Source organism: Ruegeria sp. ANG-S4 (assembly GCF_000814005.1).
Lineage (GTDB): Bacteria > Pseudomonadota > Alphaproteobacteria > Rhodobacterales > Rhodobacteraceae > Ruegeria.
The window spans coordinates 173,756-193,996 of the sequence record NZ_JWLK01000010.1 but is presented as its reverse complement, the minus strand read 5'-3'; the positions used below and the strand labels follow the sequence as shown (position 1 = coordinate 193,996).

19 protein-coding genes are annotated in these 20,241 nt (G+C 58.4%); 8 read left to right on the top strand and 11 right to left on the bottom strand.

The window, feature by feature from the left end; translation table 11 throughout:
• Window positions 1-311: 311 nt before the first annotated feature.
• The 3 genes from katG to RA28_RS21910 all read right to left on the bottom strand — a co-directional run bounded on the left by katG (window position 312) and on the right by RA28_RS21910 (window position 4,725).
• Complete coding sequence (gene katG, locus RA28_RS21920) at window positions 312-2,513, bottom strand: catalase/peroxidase HPI (RefSeq protein WP_039533434.1); 2,202 nt, start codon at window positions 2,511-2,513, stop codon at window positions 312-314.
• Between the two features lie 292 nt (window positions 2,514-2,805).
• On the bottom strand, window positions 2,806-3,789 hold the full coding sequence (locus RA28_RS21915; RefSeq protein ID WP_039533381.1) for a glycosyltransferase family 2 protein: 984 nt from the start codon (window positions 3,787-3,789) through the stop codon (window positions 2,806-2,808).
• A gap of 72 nt (window positions 3,790-3,861) precedes the next feature.
• Complete coding sequence (locus RA28_RS21910) at window positions 3,862-4,725, bottom strand: SDR family oxidoreductase (protein WP_039533380.1); 864 nt, start codon at window positions 4,723-4,725, stop codon at window positions 3,862-3,864.
• 86 nt (window positions 4,726-4,811) lie between these two features.
• Here RA28_RS21910 and RA28_RS21905 point away from each other — a divergent pair, with 86 nt between their 5' ends.
• Window positions 4,812-5,444, top strand: a complete 633-nt coding sequence (locus tag RA28_RS21905) for a class I SAM-dependent DNA methyltransferase (RefSeq protein WP_039533378.1) — start codon at window positions 4,812-4,814, stop codon at window positions 5,442-5,444.
• Window positions 5,445-5,458: 14 nt separating this feature from the next.
• Here the strand turns inward: RA28_RS21905 and RA28_RS21900 are convergent, their stop codons facing one another.
• Both RA28_RS21900 and RA28_RS21895 read right to left on the bottom strand, forming a co-directional pair.
• Entirely contained in the window at window positions 5,459-6,448 is a 990-nt protein-coding gene (locus RA28_RS21900) for a sterol desaturase family protein (RefSeq protein WP_039533432.1), read from the bottom strand.
• Window positions 6,449-6,470: 22 nt separating this feature from the next.
• A complete protein-coding gene (locus RA28_RS21895) occupies window positions 6,471-7,226 on the bottom strand; it encodes a class II aldolase and adducin N-terminal domain-containing protein (RefSeq protein ID WP_039533376.1) in 756 nt (251 codons plus the stop codon).
• Between the two features lie 114 nt (window positions 7,227-7,340).
• Here RA28_RS21895 and RA28_RS21890 point away from each other — a divergent pair, with 114 nt between their 5' ends.
• The 5 genes from RA28_RS21890 to RA28_RS21870 all read left to right on the top strand — a co-directional run bounded on the left by RA28_RS21890 (window position 7,341) and on the right by RA28_RS21870 (window position 13,010).
• The gene (locus RA28_RS21890) at window positions 7,341-8,222 is read left to right on the top strand and encodes a LysR substrate-binding domain-containing protein (RefSeq protein ID WP_039533430.1); all 882 of its coding nucleotides are present in this window, start codon (window positions 7,341-7,343) and stop codon (window positions 8,220-8,222) included.
• Window positions 8,223-8,320: 98 nt separating this feature from the next.
• On the top strand, window positions 8,321-10,123 hold the full coding sequence (ade, locus tag RA28_RS21885; protein ID WP_039533374.1) for an adenine deaminase: 1,803 nt from the start codon (window positions 8,321-8,323) through the stop codon (window positions 10,121-10,123).
• Complete coding sequence (locus RA28_RS21880) at window positions 10,120-11,580, top strand: AMP nucleosidase (RefSeq protein ID WP_039533373.1); 1,461 nt, start codon at window positions 10,120-10,122, stop codon at window positions 11,578-11,580. The genes ade and RA28_RS21880 overlap by 4 nt, the downstream gene beginning before the upstream one ends.
• Before the next feature lie 130 nt (window positions 11,581-11,710).
• The gene (locus tag RA28_RS21875) at window positions 11,711-11,998 is read left to right on the top strand and encodes an HU family DNA-binding protein (protein WP_039533371.1); all 288 of its coding nucleotides are present in this window, start codon (window positions 11,711-11,713) and stop codon (window positions 11,996-11,998) included.
• A 124-nt stretch (window positions 11,999-12,122) separates the two neighbouring features.
• Window positions 12,123-13,010: a DMT family transporter gene (locus RA28_RS21870; RefSeq protein ID WP_039533370.1), complete on the top strand. Its 888-nt coding sequence runs from the start codon at window positions 12,123-12,125 to the stop codon at window positions 13,008-13,010.
• On the opposite strand, the gene RA28_RS21865 is transcribed toward RA28_RS21870, so the two are convergent.
• Window positions 12,986-13,507 carry a glutathione peroxidase gene (locus RA28_RS21865; RefSeq protein ID WP_039533429.1) on the bottom strand — a complete coding sequence of 174 codons (522 nt, stop codon included), beginning with the start codon at window positions 13,505-13,507 and terminating at the stop codon, window positions 12,986-12,988. The two genes, RA28_RS21870 and RA28_RS21865, sit on opposite strands and share 25 nt — an antisense overlap.
• A gap of 143 nt (window positions 13,508-13,650) precedes the next feature.
• On the opposite strand from RA28_RS21865, the gene msrB reads away from it, so the two are divergent.
• Both msrB and msrA read left to right on the top strand, forming a co-directional pair.
• A complete protein-coding gene (msrB, locus tag RA28_RS21860; protein ID WP_039533368.1) occupies window positions 13,651-14,100 on the top strand; it encodes a peptide-methionine (R)-S-oxide reductase MsrB in 450 nt (149 codons plus the stop codon).
• Complete coding sequence (gene msrA / locus RA28_RS21855; protein WP_039533367.1) at window positions 14,097-14,606, top strand: peptide-methionine (S)-S-oxide reductase MsrA; 510 nt, start codon at window positions 14,097-14,099, stop codon at window positions 14,604-14,606. Before msrB ends, msrA begins: the two co-directional genes overlap by 4 nt.
• A gap of 13 nt (window positions 14,607-14,619) precedes the next feature.
• Here the strand turns inward: msrA and RA28_RS21850 are convergent, their stop codons facing one another.
• The 5 genes from RA28_RS21850 to RA28_RS21830 form a co-directional block, all read right to left on the bottom strand.
• Window positions 14,620-16,623: a hydantoinase/oxoprolinase family protein gene (locus RA28_RS21850; protein ID WP_039533365.1), complete on the bottom strand. Its 2,004-nt coding sequence runs from the start codon at window positions 16,621-16,623 to the stop codon at window positions 14,620-14,622.
• A 71-nt stretch (window positions 16,624-16,694) separates the two neighbouring features.
• A complete protein-coding gene (gene queG / locus RA28_RS21845) occupies window positions 16,695-17,732 on the bottom strand; it encodes a tRNA epoxyqueuosine(34) reductase QueG (protein WP_039533363.1) in 1,038 nt (345 codons plus the stop codon).
• 78 nt (window positions 17,733-17,810) lie between these two features.
• Complete coding sequence (gene fzlA / locus RA28_RS21840) at window positions 17,811-18,476, bottom strand: FtsZ-binding protein FzlA (protein WP_039533361.1); 666 nt, start codon at window positions 18,474-18,476, stop codon at window positions 17,811-17,813.
• A gap of 59 nt (window positions 18,477-18,535) precedes the next feature.
• Window positions 18,536-19,273, bottom strand: a complete 738-nt coding sequence (gene mtgA / locus RA28_RS21835; protein WP_039533359.1) for a monofunctional biosynthetic peptidoglycan transglycosylase — start codon at window positions 19,271-19,273, stop codon at window positions 18,536-18,538.
• 39 nt (window positions 19,274-19,312) lie between these two features.
• Window positions 19,313-20,230, bottom strand: a complete 918-nt coding sequence (locus tag RA28_RS21830) for a Hint domain-containing protein (RefSeq protein ID WP_039533357.1) — start codon at window positions 20,228-20,230, stop codon at window positions 19,313-19,315.
• Window positions 20,231-20,241: the final 11 nt, after the last annotated feature.

Genomic DNA, 20,241 nt, shown 5'->3' with positions numbered 1-20,241 from the left:
GTCTCTCCGACCCGTCAGCAGCACCCTCAGCGCCGCCGGTGAAGGGGTATTTACGGATTAGGTCTGGGACCTGCAACCCCCATTTTGAAAAAACTTCACTTTGTTCAGCTGAAATTGGCTCAGGTTAATGAAAACAATAGGTTAGATTTAGAATCCACACGCTATACGGCTCAGTCTTTTGTCGATCCTGTACGAACATCCACCCAGCGGATGGAATCGCACTCATTGCTTGGCTACATCCGAGTCCTGGTGAGAAGGAAACGCCGCTACGGTCCCCCGCAACGGCGTGTCTTAAGTAGTGATTGCGAGGATCACTTCAAATCAAACCGATCCGCGTTCATTACCTTGTTCCAGGCTGAAACAAAGTCGCAGACGAATTTGCCTTCGGCGTCCGCCTGCCCGTAGACTTCGGCCAGCGCCCGCAATTGCGAGTTTGACCCAAAGACAAGATCGACGCGGGTACCGGTCCACTTGACGTCGCCGCTGGCGCGGTCGCGACCTTCATAGACGCCATGTCCCGCTGGTTTCCATTCCGTGCTCATATCCAGCAGGTTGGTGAAGAAGTCATTGCTGAGCGTACCGACCCGATCCGTGAACACACCATGCTCGGTGCCTCCAAAGTTGGTGCCCATAACACGCAGACCACCTACAAGGACCGTCATTTCCGGCGCTGAGAGTGTCAGCAACTGCGCCTTGTCGACCAACAGTTCTTCGGGCGAAACACTGAATTCGGTCTTCTGGTAGTTTCGGAAACCATCGGCAGCCGGTTCAAGCATACCGAAGGATTCAACATCCGTTTGGTTCTGGGTGGCGTCAGTACGACCCGGCGTGAACGGTACCTCGACATCCTGACCTCCCGCTTTGGCGGCTTGTTCGACGCCAACCGAACCTGCCAGAACGATCACATCCGCAAGCGATACTCTCTTGTTGCCGGACTGGGCATCATTGAACGCCTTTTGAACACCTTCCAACGCGTCCAGCGCCTTGGAGAGCTTCATCGGCTCATTCACATCCCAGTCTTTCTGCGGAGCCAGACGGATGCGTGCCCCGTTGGCACCACCCCGTTTATCGGATCCGCGGAACGTCGACGCCGACGCCCAGGCCGTCGAGACCAATTCGGATACTGACAGGCCTGTTGCCGCAATTTTGGATTTAAGATCAGCAACATCCGCATCATCGACCAGATCGTGATCGACGGCGGGGACGTTATCCTGCCACAACAGCTCCTCAGCGGGTGCTTCCTCACCAATATAGTTCGAACGCGGCCCCATGTCCCGGTGGGTTAGCTTGAACCAGGCGCGGGCGAAGGCATCGGCGAACTCATCCGGGTTCTCGTGGAACCGTTTCGAGATCGGGCCATAGATCGGGTCCATGCGCATCGCCATGTCGGCGGTGGTCATCATCGTCTTCACCTTCCGGGATGGATCGCCCGCCGCTGGGGCCATGTCTTCTTCTTTGACGTTGGCCGGTTCCCAGATCCATGCGCCCGCCGGGCTTTTGGTCAGGTTCCAGTCATATCCAAACAGCAGGTCAAAATAGCCATTGTCCCACTTGGTCGGATTTGCGGTCCATGCGCCTTCGATGCCGCTGGTGGTGGTGTCGTCGCCTTTGCCGGTTCCATAGGCGTTGATCCAACCAAGGCCCATATCCTCGATCGGGGCGGCTTCGGGCTCGGGGCCAACCAGATCCGGGTCGCCCGCGCCATGCGCTTTACCGAAGGTGTGCCCACCTGCCACAAGTGCGACGGTTTCCTCATCGTTCATCGCCATGCGGCCAAACGTGTCGCGGATATCGCGGCCCGAGGCCAGCGCGTCAGGCTGCCCATCCGGCCCTTCGGGGTTCACATAGATCAGGCCCATCTGAACCGCTGCCAGCGGGTTTTCCAGATCACGCTCACCCGAATACCGGCTGTGCGGATTTTCGGTCGGCGCAAGCCATTCTGTCTCGGCCCCCCAATAGATGTCTTCCTCGGGCGCCCATATGTCTTCGCGGCCACCGGCAAAGCCAAAGGTCTTGCCGCCCATCGATTCGATGGCGCAGTTCCCCGCCAGTATATACAGGTCGGCCCATGAGATCTGGTTGCCGTACTTCTGTTTGATCGGCCACAGCAGGCGGCGCGCCTTGTCCAGATTGCCGTTGTCCGGCCAGCTGTTGAGCGGCGCGAAACGTTGGTTACCAGTTGAGGCTCCACCGCGACCATCCGCTGTCCGATACGTTCCGGCGCTGTGCCAGGCCATGCGGATGAACAGGCCGCCATAGTGACCGTAATCTGCGGGCCACCAGTCTTGAGAATCCGTCATCAGCGCATAGAGGTCCTCTTTCAGCGCCTTGTAATCCAGCTTCTTGAATTCCTCAGCATAGTTGAACTCTTCGCCCATTGGATTCGACGCGGGTGCACTTTGATGCAGGATCGAAAGGTTCAGCTGATTGGGCCACCAATCCCGGTTCGACCGGGTTCCGGCACCGTGCATTACAGGGCATCCGCCGGTGTTCGGGGTATCGCTTCCGTCCATGTCTTTCTCCACTCCTGGCTACTGTTCTGTGAGTCGCGCGGTTCAATGTAAGAAGGGTAACGCCACTGAATGACAAATGCGCAAACCAGCCCCACAATCGCGTTGTACAAAGGTTGGGGAGCGTGTTGCGACCATGCCGGAAATTTGCATCAGCGACTCGTTCTTCCTGTCTGCCTCGACAATAGCAACATAAAGCCATGCGCATAAGTTTTGTTTTTTGATAGTATTAATAGCTTTTAATTATCGAAATCGGACGAGCAGATAGGCGGCGCGAGACTAGAAATCCGGACGCTCAGTGGCCGCTGACCTTTAGATACAGTGCCGACTTGTAGCCAAACGGTATGCCCAGAACGCCCACCAGCCATCCTGCCGTTCGAGCGATCTGGATATACCTGCGATCCGGCTGAAACGGCAGCAGCAAAGCGGCTACGATCAGGCCAATCACGCGAAGCGGAACAGTCAGAAATCCCAATACCGCGCTCATCGGACGTGTCTGCATTTTCCGGCGCATATGTGTATTGGACTGATCCCGCCCACGCGCCGCCTGATACCAGAAACTCAGCCGCGAGGCCGGGACAGTCTCATAAACAAAAGCGTCGGGAACCCAACCGACCGGCAGCCCCCTGGCAACTGTCTCGGCATAGAATTTCGCATCCGTGCCGCCAGTCATGCGCATGGTTTCGTCGAACCATATCCCAAATTCGCTGAACAGCCGGGTTTCGCCCAGCCAATTGTTGGTGACGATCGTGACGCCGCCCGTATCGTTCAGGCTTGCCCGATTGGCCGCGGCTGTCTCCTTCTCCATGTAACGGTTGCCGATGTTGCGCAACATCAGTCTTTGCGCCGCTGTCTCGCCCCCGGAGGGGCCAGCAGCCCGCAGCGGTGCCCCGAGCAACACGGCTGGACTTGCCCGATACCCTGCAACAAGGCGTTCCAACCAGTCCTGCGCCACAACCTCGTCATCATCCACAAAGCACAGCAGGTCCGATCCGTTGGCAATTGCCTCGCGCGCCGCGCGGTTGCGGCCGAAGGGAATGCCCAATTCAGGTTCCAGAACATAATCGACCGCGGCCTTGTTCGGCAGGGTTTCGCCCGCGGCCTTAACAACAGGCTCGCTGTTCGCAGCGCTATCGTTTTCAACAACCAGAAATCTGACGGTACAATCCGTTGGAAGGTCAAGCGCGCCCCAACTGCGCAGCAACGCCTCCAACATATCCGGACGCTGCCGCGTCAATGTGGAAACCGTTATGGTCAGATGGGCGGATCGGTCTGTCATCAAGTCCCGTTCCTATCATCATAGCTTGGGCGATCAAACCGTATCTCGAAGGTCTGTGTGCACGTCGCAGCTCTACAAGCCCGCGCCATCTGGCGTTTCCTGCATCAACGCCTCAAGCCCGACCCGGTAATTCGGATACATCAGGGACACCCCAAGTTCGGATTTTATCCGCTCATTCCGAACCCGCTTGTTTTCATTATAGAAACTACGTGCCATCGGGGTCAGATCAGCCTGATCAAAGGGCACGGCGGGCGGCATTGGCAGGCCCTGCAGTTCTGCGGCGTAGCCGATCACGTCCTGCGGCGGAACAGGCTCGTCATCGCAGACGTTGTAGATCGCACCCGGGTTTGGCTGCGTCATGGATGCCGCAAGAACCTGTGCGATATCGTCCACATGGATGCGTGAAAACACCTGATCCGGCTTGATGATCCGACGCAGTCCACCCTTCTTGAGTTTCGAAAACGGTCCGCGTCCGGGTCCGTAGATACCCGCCAAGCGGAAGATATGCAGCGGAAGGTCCGGAATTTCCGACCATTGGGTTTCTGCCCGCACCCGCCAAAGCCCGCGTTTTGCGGTTGGCGTAGGCGGCGTTTCCTCATCCACCCAATTGCCCTGATGATCACCGTAAACCGCAGTCGTTGACAGGTAGCCAACCCACGTGAATTGCTTGGCGCGCGCCGTGATCTCGTCGCGCAACTCGGCCAGAACCGGATCCCCCTCCGCTGTGGGAGCCGTCGAGATCAGCAGGTGGGTCACACCATCCAGATCCGGCGCATGCCCCGGCCAGATCAGCGGTTCCGCACCCGAGGCGCGAATCTCCGCAACATGGATTGCGTCGCGTGTGGTTCCGATCATCCGCCAACCTGATGGCGCAAGGCTGCGGGACAGGGCTCTGGCCGAATAGCCGTGGCCGAAGGTGAATAACGTACCAATCATTCCCCTTTGATGGGGTGACATGCGCCGGGATGCAAGCGTGCAAGGCTGCTCTTGATTCGAATCTGCCGATGCGCGTTCAATGAGCCATGAGCCGCAAAAAGCCCGACCTTCACGCTGCATATTCTCTGACATCGCCCGAGGATAACCGCCAGCTTTATGCCGAGTGGGCGGGGGACTATGACGAGAGTTTTGCGTCGCTTGAAGACTACCAGCTGCACATTCACACGGCCCGCGCCTTTGTAGGCGCAGGTGGGCAGGGTCCGGTGCTGGATGTAGGTGCAGGCACTGGCCTGTGTGGCGCGGTCCTGTCGGGTCTAGGTGTCGGTCCGATCGACGCCACGGATATCAGCGCCGAAATGCTGGATCAGGCGATGCGCAAGGACATTTACCGCGACGCGATCGAAGCCGATCTGACGCAGGGTTTACCGGTTCCACCCGAGAGCTACTCGGGCGTCGTGTCTTCGGGGACGTTCACACATGGGCATTTGGGTCCGGAAGTCCTGCCGGCGTTGCTGCGCATCGCGCGCCACGGGGCGCAATTCGCGCTGTCCATCAATGCAGAACACTATGCTGAGCATGGATTTGCTGAAGCCCTGCAAGACATGTCGACGGGCCAGATCGAAAACCTGACCCTGACCAAAGTGCGTATTTACGGCGACCTTGCTGCCGGACCGAACAAGGACGACACAGCGTTCATCGCCTTGTTCGAACGCGGCTGATCCCGTTCGCGATTTCAGGTATACATCTGCTTTTTGAATGCCCGCGTGCGCGTCGTGGCGTCTGCGGACCCGTCATGGTACGTGCCGAACCACTTGTCGAACGGAATTTCCGAGGTTCCGTAATTGCACTCGAAATACCGGTGGTGCAATTGGTGGAAAAAGTCTCCGGCCCGCGCCGCATCCGTTTCGCCAGCCCTGAGTTTTTCGAAACCGGAATGGGACAGTACCGGGCTGATCTGCTGGAAATACGTGTGGAACAAAACGTGCAGCGGGTGCGACGGCACGATCAGGTGGATGAAATACGTCGTGAAGTACAGGAAATTCTCGAACCAATGGTTTGAGATGCCCGACCATGGACCGATGTTTACATTGCGATGGTGAACTGCGTGCACATGTTTGTACAGTTTCGGGTGGTGTTCCAACCGGTGCACCCAGTAAAAGTGCAACCCCGACCACATCGGAATGAACACCAGCCAGAGCACAAACCATACGGGCGCGCTGGCCCATGTGACGGTGGGCACGTACCCGTTCGCCATCGCCCAATAAATCAGCCACTGATAAACGGTCGCCACAGTCATGGCGCTGCCGAGCGTCCACCAGATATTGTCCAGCACCTGATTGCGGAATGTGAAGGTTCCGTTGTCGCGGGTCAGATCCCTTCGATCGAACTTTTTGTACATGCCCTGCCCTTTGCGCATGTACAGCCACCAATGCAGGCCGCCGGCCACCACGATCTGCGGCACGATGTTCAGAAGCCAGATGCGAAACATCCAACCGGGCGAAAAGGTCTTCATCGTCTCCAGCGCGGGAAAGAAAAACGCGTAGGCAACAATGGCCAGCAACAAACAAAGCGTCAAAGACGTTATCTGAAGCCACGCGCCGCTGTACCACCTGAAAACCGCCGCGGGCCTGGGCGGCCAACTGAACAACGGGTTCAGCCCAACCGGGCCTTCGGGATGGTAGTGCCAGCGGGCGGCTTCGGGATCCTGAGCGGCGTCGGTCATTGTGATCTCCCGGAAATAGATGTCAGGTTGCGTAGTCGGAACCTTCGGCATCCAGCAGCGCCTTGACCTCGCGCAGATGCGATCCCGCCTGATCTGGATAGTCATCCAGCTCTTGTGCGGTCTTTTCGGCGATCTCATCCGACAACACACGAAGCTTTTGGCCAGTTTGCAGCGCGCGGATGTAGGTTTCTGCGGCGCGTTCGAAATAATAGAGCCTATTAAAGGTGTCTGCAGGGTCTCTGCCGATCACCAACACGCCATGATTGCCCATGATCATGACCTTTTTCTTTGGATCAGACAGCATCGAAGCACAGCGTTCGCCTTCACTTTCGAAGGCCAGTCCACCAAACTCCTGGTCGATGACATAGCGGTTGTAAAACGTCGCCGTGTTCTGATCGATCGGCGGAAGCGTGCTGTCTGCCAACGAGGCCAGAACTGTCGCAAACACGGAATGAACGTGCATGACGCACCGCGCATGGGCGCAATGCCTGTGAATCGAGCCGTGCAATCCCCATGCGGTAGGGTCCGGCGCGCCCGGTTGCTCCATGACTTCAGGGTCATTGGCGTCCAGCAACAGCAGGTCCGAGGCCCGGATTCGCGCAAAGTGCATCTGGTTGGGATTCATCAGGAACTGCGTTCCATCCTCATTCACCGCAAGGCTGAAATGATTGGCCACAGCTTCATGCATGTTCAGGCGCACAGTCCACCGGAATGCAGCGGCCAGATCCACGCGTTCCTGCCAATGATCGATGTTCGGACGAAGATTCGCGACGCTCATTTTTCCCACCCCTCAGGACTCAGATGCGGATTAGTGGAAATCGTGCATCCGCCAACCGCATTTGACCAACGAAAAAAACCGCACTATTCCATTAGTAAAACTTATGGTGAGGTTATGGCCGTTCAGAACAAGCTTCCGCCGCTGGGTTGGCTTCGCACATTCGAAGCAGCGGCACGCCACTTGTCTTTCACCGGGGCCGCGCGGGATCTGAACATGACGCAAAGCGCGGTCAGCCAGCAAATCAAATCCCTCGAAGCGTATCTTGGTCAACCGCTGTTCCTGAGACGTCCCAAGGCGTTGGAACTGACCGAAGGCGGTATCACCTATCTACCCGTAGTACGCGAAGCTTTTCGCACGTTGCTGCGGGGAACACAGGCGGTGACAGGCGCGCAGCAAAACGCGGTGCAAGTTCAGTGCAACATCAGCTTTGCCGTCAACTGGCTGGCGCCGCGCCTGCCTGCATTTCGTGCGCAATATCCGGATGTGCAACTCAACATCTTCACCGAGCTTTGGGAACCGCGCGAAATGGCGGAAGGCGCGGCCGTGGAAATCCGTTACTCGCTGCGCCCCGCCGACACCGTAAGAACCGAGCTGTTATGCACAGATCATTACTACCCGGTCTGCGCACCGGGATATGAGGTCACCCTGGGAACGTTGCAACAGCAGCCCCTGTTCGATTGTTCCAACTTGTTGTCCAACTGGGCCAACTGGGCAGAAGATCAGGCTCTAAACTGGGAAAAACCGCCAATTACCTACGCCACGACCTATTTGGTATGTCTGTCCGTTGCGATGGCCGGCGGTGGTTTGTGCCTGGCCCATGATGCCATTGCCAAACGCCTGATCGAAGACGGCAGGCTGGTCGCCCCCTTTGAACATCGTGCCGTGATGCCCGAAGCCTATTACCTTTTGTTGTCACCACAGGCGGAAGACACGCCTGGGGCCGTTGCCTTTGCGAATTGGGTGCGTGCGCAATTCCCGGAGCCAGCGGCCCGGTGATCTCTGGCGATCTGCATGACCACAACCGCTTCGTGACGGTTTCATGATACCGCTTTTGCGGGGGTTGCACCTTCTGCCGCATTGAGGAAAGTTGGGCCATGGAATTCACACCTTTCCCCAGCTGGCCCGATGTCGCCCCCCGTCTGATAGCAGTTGCCGCCGGTCGCGAGGCCGCGGATACAGTTCTTCTCGGTGGCGTCTGGGTGAATGTGCACAGCCGCGAGGTGTTGTCGGATCACGACATTGCCATCGCCGACGGTCGGATTGCATACGTGGGCCCTGACGCGTCGCATTGCGTCGGCCCGGACACCCGGATTATCGACGCTGGCGGCCGCTTTATGATCCCCGGCCTGTGCGACGGACATATGCATATCGAATCCGGCATGCTGACACCGGCGGAATTTGCGCGTGCTGTTATTCCCCACGGCACGACCAGCATGTTTACCGACCCGCATGAGATCGCCAATGTCCTCGGCCTCGAAGGCGTGCGCCTGATGCATGACGAGGCGATGATGCAGCCGGTGAACATCTATACCCAGATGCCGTCGTGTGCGCCTTCGGCACCGGGGTTGGAGACGACCGGGTATGAAATCACGCCGGAGGATGTGGCCGAGGCCATGAACTGGCCTGGCATCATCGGTCTGGGCGAGATGATGAATTTCCCTGGTGTCATCCACGGTGATCCCAAGATGCTGGCAGAAATCGCGGCGACGCAGCGTGCAGGGAAAACCGTGGGCGGGCACTATGCTTCCCCTGATTTAGGGTCTGATTTCGCGGCATACGTAGCAGGTGGCCCCGCTGACGATCATGAAGGCACGTGCGAGGCTGACGCGGTCGCACGCGTACGGCAGGGTATGCGGTCCATGATGCGGCTGGGTTCGGCGTGGTATGATATCGAAAGCCAGATCACGGCCATCACGGAAAAGGGTCTGGACCCGCGCAACTTCATTCTGTGCACGGATGATTGTCACTCCGGTACGCTGATCAACGATGGGCACATGAACCGCGTCGTCCGGCACGCAATTTCCTGCGGTTGCGATCCGTTGATCGCGCTGCAAATGGCGACGATCAACACCGCCACACATTTCGGGCTGGAGCGCGAGATCGGCTCGATCACACCGGGACGACGCGCGGACATTATCCTGAGTTCGGATCTGACCGAATTGCCAATCGAAACGGTCATTGCGCGGGGTCAGGTCGTAGCCGAAAACGGGTCAATTTCCGTGGATTGTCCGCATCTGAACTGGCCAGATACCGCGCGTAACACGGTACATCTGGGGCATGCCCTCAGCCAGTCCGACTTTGAGATTGCAGCGCCAAATGGCGCCAACCGCGTGCGAGCCAACGTTATCGGCGTGGTGGAAAACCAGGCGCCAACGAAAGCCCTGAAAGCCGAGCTGCCGATAATCGAAGGTCTGGTTGAAGGTGAAGGCGATGTCTGCCAAATCGCTTTGGTCGAACGTCACAAGGCCACCGGCGGGGTTACGAACGCCTTTGTCTCGGGATTTGGCTATCAGGGGAAAATGGCGATGGCATCGACCGTCGCCCATGACAGCCACCACATGATCGTGGTGGGAACCGATCGCGCGCAAATGGCGATGGCCGCCAATCGCCTTGCCGAGGTTGGAGGAGGCATCACCGTTTACCGCGACGGTCAGGAGCTTGCACTAGTAGAGTTGCCGATTGCGGGCCTGATGTCCGACAGTCCGGCCGCTCAGGTCGCGGCCAGGGCCGAAGACATCGTGGCCGCGATGCATGCGTGCGGCTGCACGCTCAACAACGCTTATATGCAGCATTCCCTGCTGGCATTGGTCGTGATCCCCGAACTGCGGATTTCGGATCTTGGCCTTGTGGATGTGCGCAGTTTTGAAAAGATCGATCTTCTGGAACCACTTGCATGACAATAATAAAAACGCCTGACGTCCCCCAACCCGAGCAATTCACGGACCCGGCAGCCGCCGTTGTCCGGTTGGAAGAGCTGTACGAACAGGCAACGCAGTTCTTGTGCGACAGCTTTGCCAAGGCAATGCAAGAGAACGCACCAGATGCACGGTACAGAGCCTATTACCCGGAAATCCGCATCAAAACGTCGTCTTATGCGCAGGTGGACAGTCGTTTGAGTTTCGGCCACGTCTCAGAACCCGGCGTTCATGCCACAACGGTCACACGGCCTGATCTGTTCCGGTCCTACCTGACCCAGCAGATTGCGCTGCTGATCCGAAACCATGACCAACCGGTCACGATTGGAGCATCCGACACACCTATCCCGGTGCATTTTGCGGTCGCAAGCAATCCCGACCTGCATGTTCCGCAACAAGGTGCTGCGGGGTTTACCCTGCGCGACGTATTTGACGTACCCGATCTGTCCACCACCAATGACGACATCGTCAATGGCGTGGATGATGTGGACGACGTTGGCCCGCTGGCTTTGTTCACAGCGCAACGCGTCGATTATTCCCTTGCGCGTCTGTCACATTATACGGCCACCGACCCGAACCATTTCCAGAACCATGTTTTGTTCACCAACTACCAGTTCTACGTCTCGGAGTTCGAGAATTACGCCCGCGAGCAATTGGCCGATCCCGATAGCGGCTACACAAGTTTTGTCTCGACCGGGAATGTCGTGATCTCAGACGCCAATGCGCCGCTGGAACAGCCTCTGAAACTGCCGCAGATGCCGACCTATCACCTGAAACGAGAGGACGGGTCGGGGATTACGCTGGTGAATATCGGCGTTGGTCCGTCCAATGCGAAAACCGCGACGGATCACATCGCGGTGCTGCGCCCGCATGCCTGGCTAATGGTCGGTCATTGCGCCGGCCTGCGGAACACGCAGGCGTTGGGCGATTTTGTCCTGGCCCACGCCTATCTGCGTGAGGACAAGGTGCTGGACGACGATTTGCCGGTCTGGGTCCCGATCCCGCCGCTGGCCGAGGTTCAGGTCGCATTGGAACGCGCCGTCGCGGAAGTGACCGAACTGGAAGGGTACGAGCTCAAGCGGATCATGCGCACAGGGACCGTCGCCTCTGTCGACAACCGTAACTGGGAACTGCGCGATCAATCCGGTCCGGTCCAAAGGCTTAGCCAGTCGCGGGCGATTGCCCTGGATATGGAAAGCGCCACCATCGCTGCAAACGGCTATCGGTTCCGTGTTCCCTATGGCACGTTGCTGTGTGTTTCGGACAAACCCTTGCATGGCGAATTGAAGTTGCCAGGCATGGCTTCGGCCTTTTATACAACGCAGGTCAGCCGCCATCTGGCCATCGGAATTCGGGCGATGGAGCACCTGCGCGGGATGCCATTGGAGCGGTTGCACAGCCGGAAATTGCGTTCGTTCGACGAAACGGCCTTCCTCTGACGCAAAAAAGCAACGATTTCCCCATATTTTTAGGGTTTTCGGCGCTACTATTCGTTGTGTTCGCCCACAATATCCCGTTACAGTTACGCGGTGAGGCCCTATTTATCGGGCACGTTAAGGAGACCAAGAAATGGCAAAGCCTATGACAAAGACTCAGCTGGTTGCTGCTCTCGCTGAGGAAATGGGAACCGACAAGAAAGCTGCGAACGCGGCGTTGGAGGCCATGACCGGCCTGATCACCCGTGAAGTTTCAGCCGGTGGCGCAGTGACCCTGCCCGGCGTCGGCAAAATCTACTGCCGCGAACGCCCCGAGCGCATGGTGCGCAACCCGGCCACAGGCGAACAGTTCAAGAAAGAAGCCGACAAGGTGGTCAAGATGACCATCGCCAAGGCGCTGAAGGACAGCGTCAACGGCTGATCCCGGTTCTTTCGCAAATCAAATGGGGTCGCCGTCCGGCGGCCCTTTTTCTTTCATATGTGTTGGATGCTTGCGGCGGCACCGCATTTCAGAAACAGTCGCCTCAAATTCTCGGGAGACCAGGATGGATCTGCGTGCCATTTTTATGGGGTTGGTTTTTGCCTTCATTTGGTCTTCGGCCTTTACCTCCGCTCGGATCATCGTCGCAGACGCATCACCCTTGTTTTCTCTGGCGCTCAGGTTTTTGATCTCGGGCCTGATCGGCGTGGCCATTGCCCGGATGATGGGCCAAAGCTGGCGGCTGACGCGCGATCAGTGGCGGGCAACCATTCTGTTCGGAATTTGCCAAAATGCTCTTTATTTGGGTCTGAATTTCTATGCGATGCAAACCGTTGAGGCTTCGGTCGCTGCTATCATCGCATCGACAATGCCGCTGCTGGTGGCACTCGCAAGCTGGGTATTGCTGGGTGAAAAACTGCGGGCAGTTGGCACAATCGGCCTGTTCGCGGGGTTTGCCGGGGTCGCATTGATCATGGGCAGCCGGATAGGCGCCGGTGTTGACCTGTTTGGCGTCGCGCTGTGCGGTCTGGGCGCGCTGGCGCTGACTTTTGCAACCATGGCTGTGCGCGGGGCCACGTCAGGCGGTAATTTCATGATGGTCGTCGGGCTTCAGATGCTGGTTGGCGCGGCAGCCTTGTTCCTTGCGGCGCCAGTGTTCGAAACCATCTACATCCATCCGAACCCCGTTTGGATGCTGGCCTTTACCTACACAACCTTGTTCCCTGGTTTGTTGGCGACTTTGATTTGGTTTCTGCTTCTTAACCGCATCGGCGCCATCCGCGCCGCGACCTTTCATTTCCTCAACCCGGTCTTCGGGGTCGCAATCGCCGCCGCGTTACTGGGTGAAAAGCTCGGGCCGCTTGATGCCGTTGGCGTGGGCATCACAACGCTGGGTATTCTGCTCGTCCAGCTGTCGCGGCGGCCTGATCAGCGCAGCAGGGCATCTATCTGACGCAACAGCTTGGCCGAATCCGGCCTTGTGCTTGCACCGTAGGTCGCCACAACCGTGCCCTCGGAATCCACGAGGATCTTGTTGAAGTTCCATTGGGGCACAAAACCGGTTTGCCGGGCAACAGCCTTGTAAAACGGATGTGCATCAGCCCCTTTGACCGGCGTAATGTCCGTCATCGGAAGCGTAATCCCGTAGTTCAATTCGCAAAACTGCTTAACGTCTTGCGCGGTGTCCAGCTCTTGGTTGAACGAATCAGAGGGAACCGCCAGGACAACCAACCCGCGCTCGGAATATGTTTCGTGCACCTTTTGAAGCGCGTCGTATTGGCCAGTAAACCCGCAGTGCGAGGCGGTGTTTACCACCAGCACCGGTCGCCCTCTCCAATCCTCGACATTCAGCGTGCCGCCATCAATCGAGGCGAATTCACCGGTCAATGGGGCCGCCTGAACCGCTTTGGCGATCAACAGTAGGGCTGTCAAAAGAAGAAGTCTGATCATGCTTGCACCTCCTGTACCGGGAATTACGTCCCCAATCGCATCCCGGATCATTGCACGAGCGCGCGATGAGTTTGAAATATGATTTTGATTTCCGCGCCGCTGTGCCCAAATAGTGACCTGACCCATGAATCGTCGGAGGAGCCATGACCCGTTACACCAAAGACCCCGAGGCCATCGCTGCCCTCTCACCCGAAGAATTTTACGTGACCCAACGCAGCGGCACGGAACGCCCCGGGACTGGCAAACTGCTGGGCAACAAAGAACCCGGCATTTACGTCGATATCGTCTCGGGTGAGCCTTTGTTTGCCTCGACGCACAAGTACGAATCCGGGTGCGGGTGGCCCAGCTTTACCAAACCGATTATCCATGAACATGTCGAAGAACTGGAAGACCGCACATTGGGCATGATCCGTACCGAGGTCCGCTCGAAACACGGCGACAGCCACTTGGGACACGTCTTTCCAGACGGCCCCCGCGAGCACGGCGGGCTGCGCTATTGCATCAACTCAGCCGCCTTGCGGTTTGTCCATCGTGACGAGATGGAGGCCGAAGGCTATGGCGAATACCTGATCCATGTGGAGGAGATCCAATGACCGAAGAACGCGCTGTACTGGCCGGGGGCTGCTTTTGGGGGATGCAGGATCTGATCCGCAAACTGTCCGGTGTGGGGCGCACGCGCGTCGGTTATACCGGCGGTGACGTGGCAAACGCGACCTATCGAAACCACGGCACCCATGCTGAAGGAATCGAGATCTGGTTCGACCCGGCACAGATCACCTATCGCGACCTGTTGGAGTTCTTCTTTCAAATACACGATCCAACCACGCTGAATCGGCAGGGCAATGACCGCGGCATGAGCTATCGCTCGGCCATTTACTACGTGGACGACGCCCAGAAACAGGTGGCCGAGGATACGATCGCAGATGTGAACGCCAGCGGCATCTGGCCGGGCAAAGTCGTGACCGAGGTCGAGCCCGTCGGGGATTTCTGGGAAGCCGAGCCCGAGCATCAGGACTATCTGGAACGCATACCCAACGGCTATACCTGCCACTTCCCGCGCGCCGATTGGGTTCTGCCCAAACGGGACGCGGCCGAGTAACGCGCCCTAACGGCTACCCCGTTGCGACACGGGGTCGCCCACTGGCTTCAACGGTTATCAGCGCCTCGACAAAAACATCCTGCGCTTCGATTTTTGCTGTTCGGATGTCTTGATCGACCACGACACGAATGTCCTCGGCCCCTGCGGACCGGACCGCGCCTTCTGCCTGATCGCGCAGGGTCGTTTCCAACAATGACATCGCTGTCTGAGCATCGCTGAAATCCTGCGGACCATCTTCAAGATGCACACGGTAACGCCCTTCGGCAGGGGAAGTCACAGTGCCGGACCGGCGCAGAGTCAACCGCCCGACAACGGCACCAATCGCATTGGCGACGCCCGCATGCTTGGGCAGATTCATGCGGCACCGAAGCCGCCTGCCCACCGCCGGGTAATAGCTTGGGGCAGATGCGCCAAGCCCGACGACATCCACGTTCAGCTTGGTGTCCAGCGCCAGCAGACCCCGATGACCCGCCAATCCGCGTTGCGTCAGAATGTGTCGCGCCAGATCGCGGGGCGGCAAAGCGAATTCGTCTGTTTCTTCGGCAAAAGCAGTCTCTAACAAGGTCAAAGCTGTCTGTTCAGTCAATTGGTTCACGATCATTTCTGCCAGCGCCTCGGGCGACGTGGCCAGCACATCCCCAGAGCCGACACGCTTGCGCGCAACAAGGGTCAGGGCCTTTTCGGCTGCGTCCTCGTCCCAATCATTCAAGCGACCCAGCACATGACTTGCATCTGACGGCGTGACTCCCGAAACTTGGACGATACCACGGTCCACCAATCTGTTGAGCGCACCATGTTCTATCCGCGTCTTCAGAAGCCGACTCAGCGGCATGACATGTTCCGCCAGTCGATCCAACAACACCGCCTCGCGCGGGCCGACACCGTCGTCCGGAACTCCCACGACCCGACGCGCAAAACGTGTGTCATGCTCGCCCACCGTTGTGGCCCGTAGCTGTTCATCCAATACCGCATGGACGGTTTCAGGCGCTTCAGCGGCAATCAGGGACACCGGCAGCACCCGCCGCGGTCCGAGGAAAACACCCCCCCGCAAACCTTCGGCAACAACGTGCACTTGGCTGTCGCCACCCAGGCCGTGGGTGCGCATTGCAACCGCTTCGACCATGGTTCTGAACCCGCCCACCTGTGCGCCCGCCGGATCGATGGCTGGTTTTCCGTCCCTGATCAGCGCAACATCCGTTGTGGTCCCGCCAATGTCCGAGACCAACGCATTCTCTGCACCCGTCAGCCACCGCGCCCCCACGATCGACGCTGCCGGGCCGCTCAGGATCGTTTCAATGGGCCGCTCGCGCGCTTGCTCGGCGCTCATCAGTGCCCCATCACCGCGGACAACCATCATTGGTGCCATTATACCCTGAGAACGCAGCTGGTCCTGCGCACGCCCAATCAACCGATCGATCATCCCAATCAACCGCGCGTTCAGAACGGCCGTCACAGCACGTTTTGGACCATTCAACCGGGCGGACAGGTGATGAGAGCACGTGACCGGAACGCCCGTGCGCTCGGTAACGACCCGCGCGACCTCCAGTTCGTGTGCAGGGTTTCGTGTTGCGAATTGCGCCGCAACGGCAAACCCGGAAATGCCGGTATACGAGTCTAAAAAAGCACAAAGCGCTTCCAGGTCCAGCGGTGCCGCTTCGCCTCCGGCATGATTGTGACCACCTGACAGGATCAACGCGGGATCCCCTTTGAGCGCCTCGCGCAACCCATGCTTTTCCAGATCACTCTCTCGAAACCCGACATAGATCAGGGCCACGCGCCCGCCTTGCCCCTCGACCAGCGCGTTTGTAGCCAGCGTCGTCGACAACGATGCGAGTCCAATCTGATCCGGTGACACCGCCGCAGCATCCAGTACCGCCGACACCGCGTTGCCCACGCCAATCGCCAGATCCGCCCGCGTTGTCAGCGACTTGGCAGAGGCCACAACCTCTTGCTCGTCCCGGATCAATACGGCGTCCGTATAGGTTCCGCCAGTGTCCACACCCAATGCCAGGGCCATGGGGTTCTCCTTCTATTCGCGCAGATCGGGTGTAGCGGGAATTTGCGGCGCGTCCAGCCTGTTTGCGGCATTCACGGCAGCTGTTTCACCGCCCAGCGTGCGGCATCGGCAACCGTTGGATCAGCATCATTCAGCAAGGCCATTGCGGTAGGCTTCAAAGCGGCCAAGCCTGAATTGCCGATTGCGTAAAGAACATTTCGCACAAACCTGTCCCGCCCGATCCGCTTGATCGGCGACCCTGAAAGCTTTGCACGAAAGCCCGCATCGTCCAGTCTGGCCAGATCATCAAGGGACGGGGCCGCCAGATCATCGCGCGCGGCATATCGAATATCGCTGGCCGCCAAAGCAAATTTATTCCACGGACACGCCGCCAGACAATCGTCGCACCCGTAAATCCGATTTCCCAACAGACCGCGCAGTTCTTCATCAACCGGACCTTTATGTTCGATTGTCAGGTACGAAATGCAGCGGCGCGCATCCAACTGATAAGCCGCAGGAAAGGCATCGGTCGGACAGGCATCAAGACATGCGCGACATGATCCACAATGGTCAACCTCCGCAATGTCCAACGGAATATCCAATGTGGTAAAAACAGAGCCTAAAAAGGCCCAATTGCCCCATTCCCGACTCACAAGGTTCGTGTGTTTCCCTTGCCAGCCCAAGCCCGAGGCCTGGCCCAGCGCTTTTTCCGGCACCGGCGCCGTGTCGACAAACACCTTTACCGCGCCGCCGGCCTCGGCAATCAGCCAACGCGCCAAGCGTTTCAAACGTTTTTTGACCAGATCGTGATAGTCTTTGTTCTGCGCATAGACCGAAATCGCCCCCCGTTCCGGATGGCTCAGGACTTCGGTCGGATCATGCTCGGGGGTGTAACTCTCGGCCAGCATGATCACGGATCGGGCCTCGGGCCACAACGCTGAGGGATCTCCGCGCCAATGGGTCCGTTCCGCCATCCAGGCCATCTGCCCATGATAACCGGCCTCAAGAAACGCAGACAAGCGATCCGGAACCTCTGGCACGTCCCAGGGCCGGCACACCCGGCATGCCACAAAACCCTCGGACAGCGCCTGCGCCACCACCCGTTCTTTCAACTCCGATCCGCTCTTCATCTGGCCACAAATATCCTCGGGGGGAATCGCGCATCCTGCGCGATGGGGGGCAGACAGCCCCCCTTTGGTCCCACCCTATCAGAAATCCAGATCTGCGTAATGGGCTGGTGGCCGGAACCCCGGCACCTGGTCTGCCAGGATCGATCGGAAGGCCGGGCGGGACTTGATCTTTGCATACCAGTCTTTCACTGCTTGCGACCGGTTCCAATCCACATCCGAGATATAGTCCAGCGCAGACAAATGCGCAGCCGCAGCGAAATCTGCCAACGTCATCTGATCCCCTGCCAGCCAACGGCGGTGATCCAGCAGCCATGCCATGTAATCCAGATGATATTTGATTGCCCGCGCGCCTTCCTTCACGTTCTTGCTGTCCGGATAGCCCTGACCGGTCACCTTCTTGTTCACGCGCTCGTATAACAGTTTCGAAGTCACCTCGTGATGGAACTTGTCGTCAAACCAGCCAATCAGCCGCCGAACCTCGTACCGCGCCTCGGGCTTTTTGGGCATCAAAGGCGGTTCCGGGCGGGTTTCCTCAATGTATTCGCAGATCGCCGCGCTTTCTGCCATCACCAACCCGTCCAGTCTCAGAACCGGTACCTTTCCCGCAGGGTTGCGGCGCAGAAAATCCGGGTCCTGTTCCCAGTACTTTTCTTCGACCAGTTCGACTTCGATCTTCTTTTCGGCCAACGAAAGCCGGACCTTTCGGCAATACGGGGACAGGGGAACGTGAAACAGACGCGCCATGAGAATCCAATCGAACCAGATAATACCTATCCAGCTTTAGCCTTGGACGGGGCGGGGTTTCAATCCTCGAAACAATCCGCGCGACCATCTGCGCGGATGGTGGCCGCCCCATCCAGAATTGACGCGGCCCGTCGCCGGGTGCGGGCTGTTGGGTCGGTCACGGACCGATTGCGGGGGGACGGCAGGATAGCCGCAAGCCGCGCCGCCTGAACCGGCGACATTTTCTCTGCACTGATGCCGTAATACCGCTGAGCCGCTGCCTCGACCCCAAAAACGCCCTGACCGGTCTCGGCGACGTTCAGATAGACTTCAAGAATGCGCTTTTTGGACCAAACGATCTCGACGATCGGCGTCATTGTCGTTTCCAACGCTTTGCGCACCCAGCTGCGGCCCTGCCAAAGGAAAACATTCTTAACAACCTGCTGCGAAATCGTGGATGCGCCGCGCGATCCGCCATCTTCCAGCGCGTCACGGATCGCTTCGACGTCAAAGCCCCAATGCAGGCAAAAGTTCGCGTCCTCGGCTGCGACGGCCGACCGGGCCATTACTGGCGCGATTTGGTCGAACGTCACCCATTCGCGGTCAACCTGTCCAAGCCGTCGCCATTCCGACCAGATTGTGTGCGTGACCGGGGGATTGACGACCGAGTAGAGAAGGACCAACGCCAGGAACGCGGCGGTAACACACAGTGCCAGCCGAATTGCCCAACGCCGAATCGTGCCTAGAACCGAGCGGCGTTTTTTGGTCTGAGTTGCCTTTTTTTTCCCGCCTTTGCGGCGGGCTGCTTTCTGTGCCATGTCCCTGCTATACGTCGCACCGGGGAGGTTGGGAAAGGCTTAATTCGCGATCAGTCGTCCCTCGCGCGGATGTACCACTGGACGAACTGTTTTCAGATCACGCCCACGCGTCTCGGCCAATTCGGGGAACAAGGCCAATATCTCCGCTTGCGTCTGGCGTTCGGTGTTTGAAACCGCATGGCCGGGAAAATAGCTTTCGCTTTTGGCTCCGTTGGCGGTGATGATCTCGTGCCGGGAAAACAGCAAGTGGATATAGTCGACGGTTCCGCCCTCGACCCGTTTGACCGTGTCGTCGTTCACCAGACAATGAGCCGCAATCAACACCTCTGAGTGCCCGTAGAGATAGGGTGCGCGCCAATCATCGATCAGCATGCGGTGTTGTGGGGACACCAGCAGCGGTCGCGTCAATCCGAACAGTCCCTTTTCGATGCGCACCGGCGCGAGCCTGCCTTCCGCCTCAACAGAGGTTCTGCCAACCCAAACAAGTGGCTGTGCCCCATTGTCGGCCGTCAAAACGAGATCGCCGACTTTCAAATCCTCCACAAGACGTTCACCATCCGGCGTTGAAATCATTGTGCCCGGCGTAAAGCAGGGCGGGCCCAACTCGTCAGGGACGTTCAACGGCCCTTGGGTGGTCACAAACGTTGTTGAAACCAGCGTACCTTGCTGAAGTACCTGGCCATCCGTCGGCGTAAAGACGCGCGAGCCGTCGGCAAGGTAAAAAGTGATGCCTTCGTACATCACGTCACCCACGCCGGGAACGTTGATCGTCACCGTGTCCCCGGGCCAGGAGTCCGTGATCAACTGCCCATTGACGGTATCGCCGCCGAAATCCTCGATTTCGTCATTGTCGTCCTGATCAACCAGATCCAGAACATCGATCGTGATTGCCGTACCCGCCGGCGGCGGGTTCGCCGGGTCAAAGGAGTAGAACTGATCTGTGTATGTCGTAGGCATCTGTTTGCTCC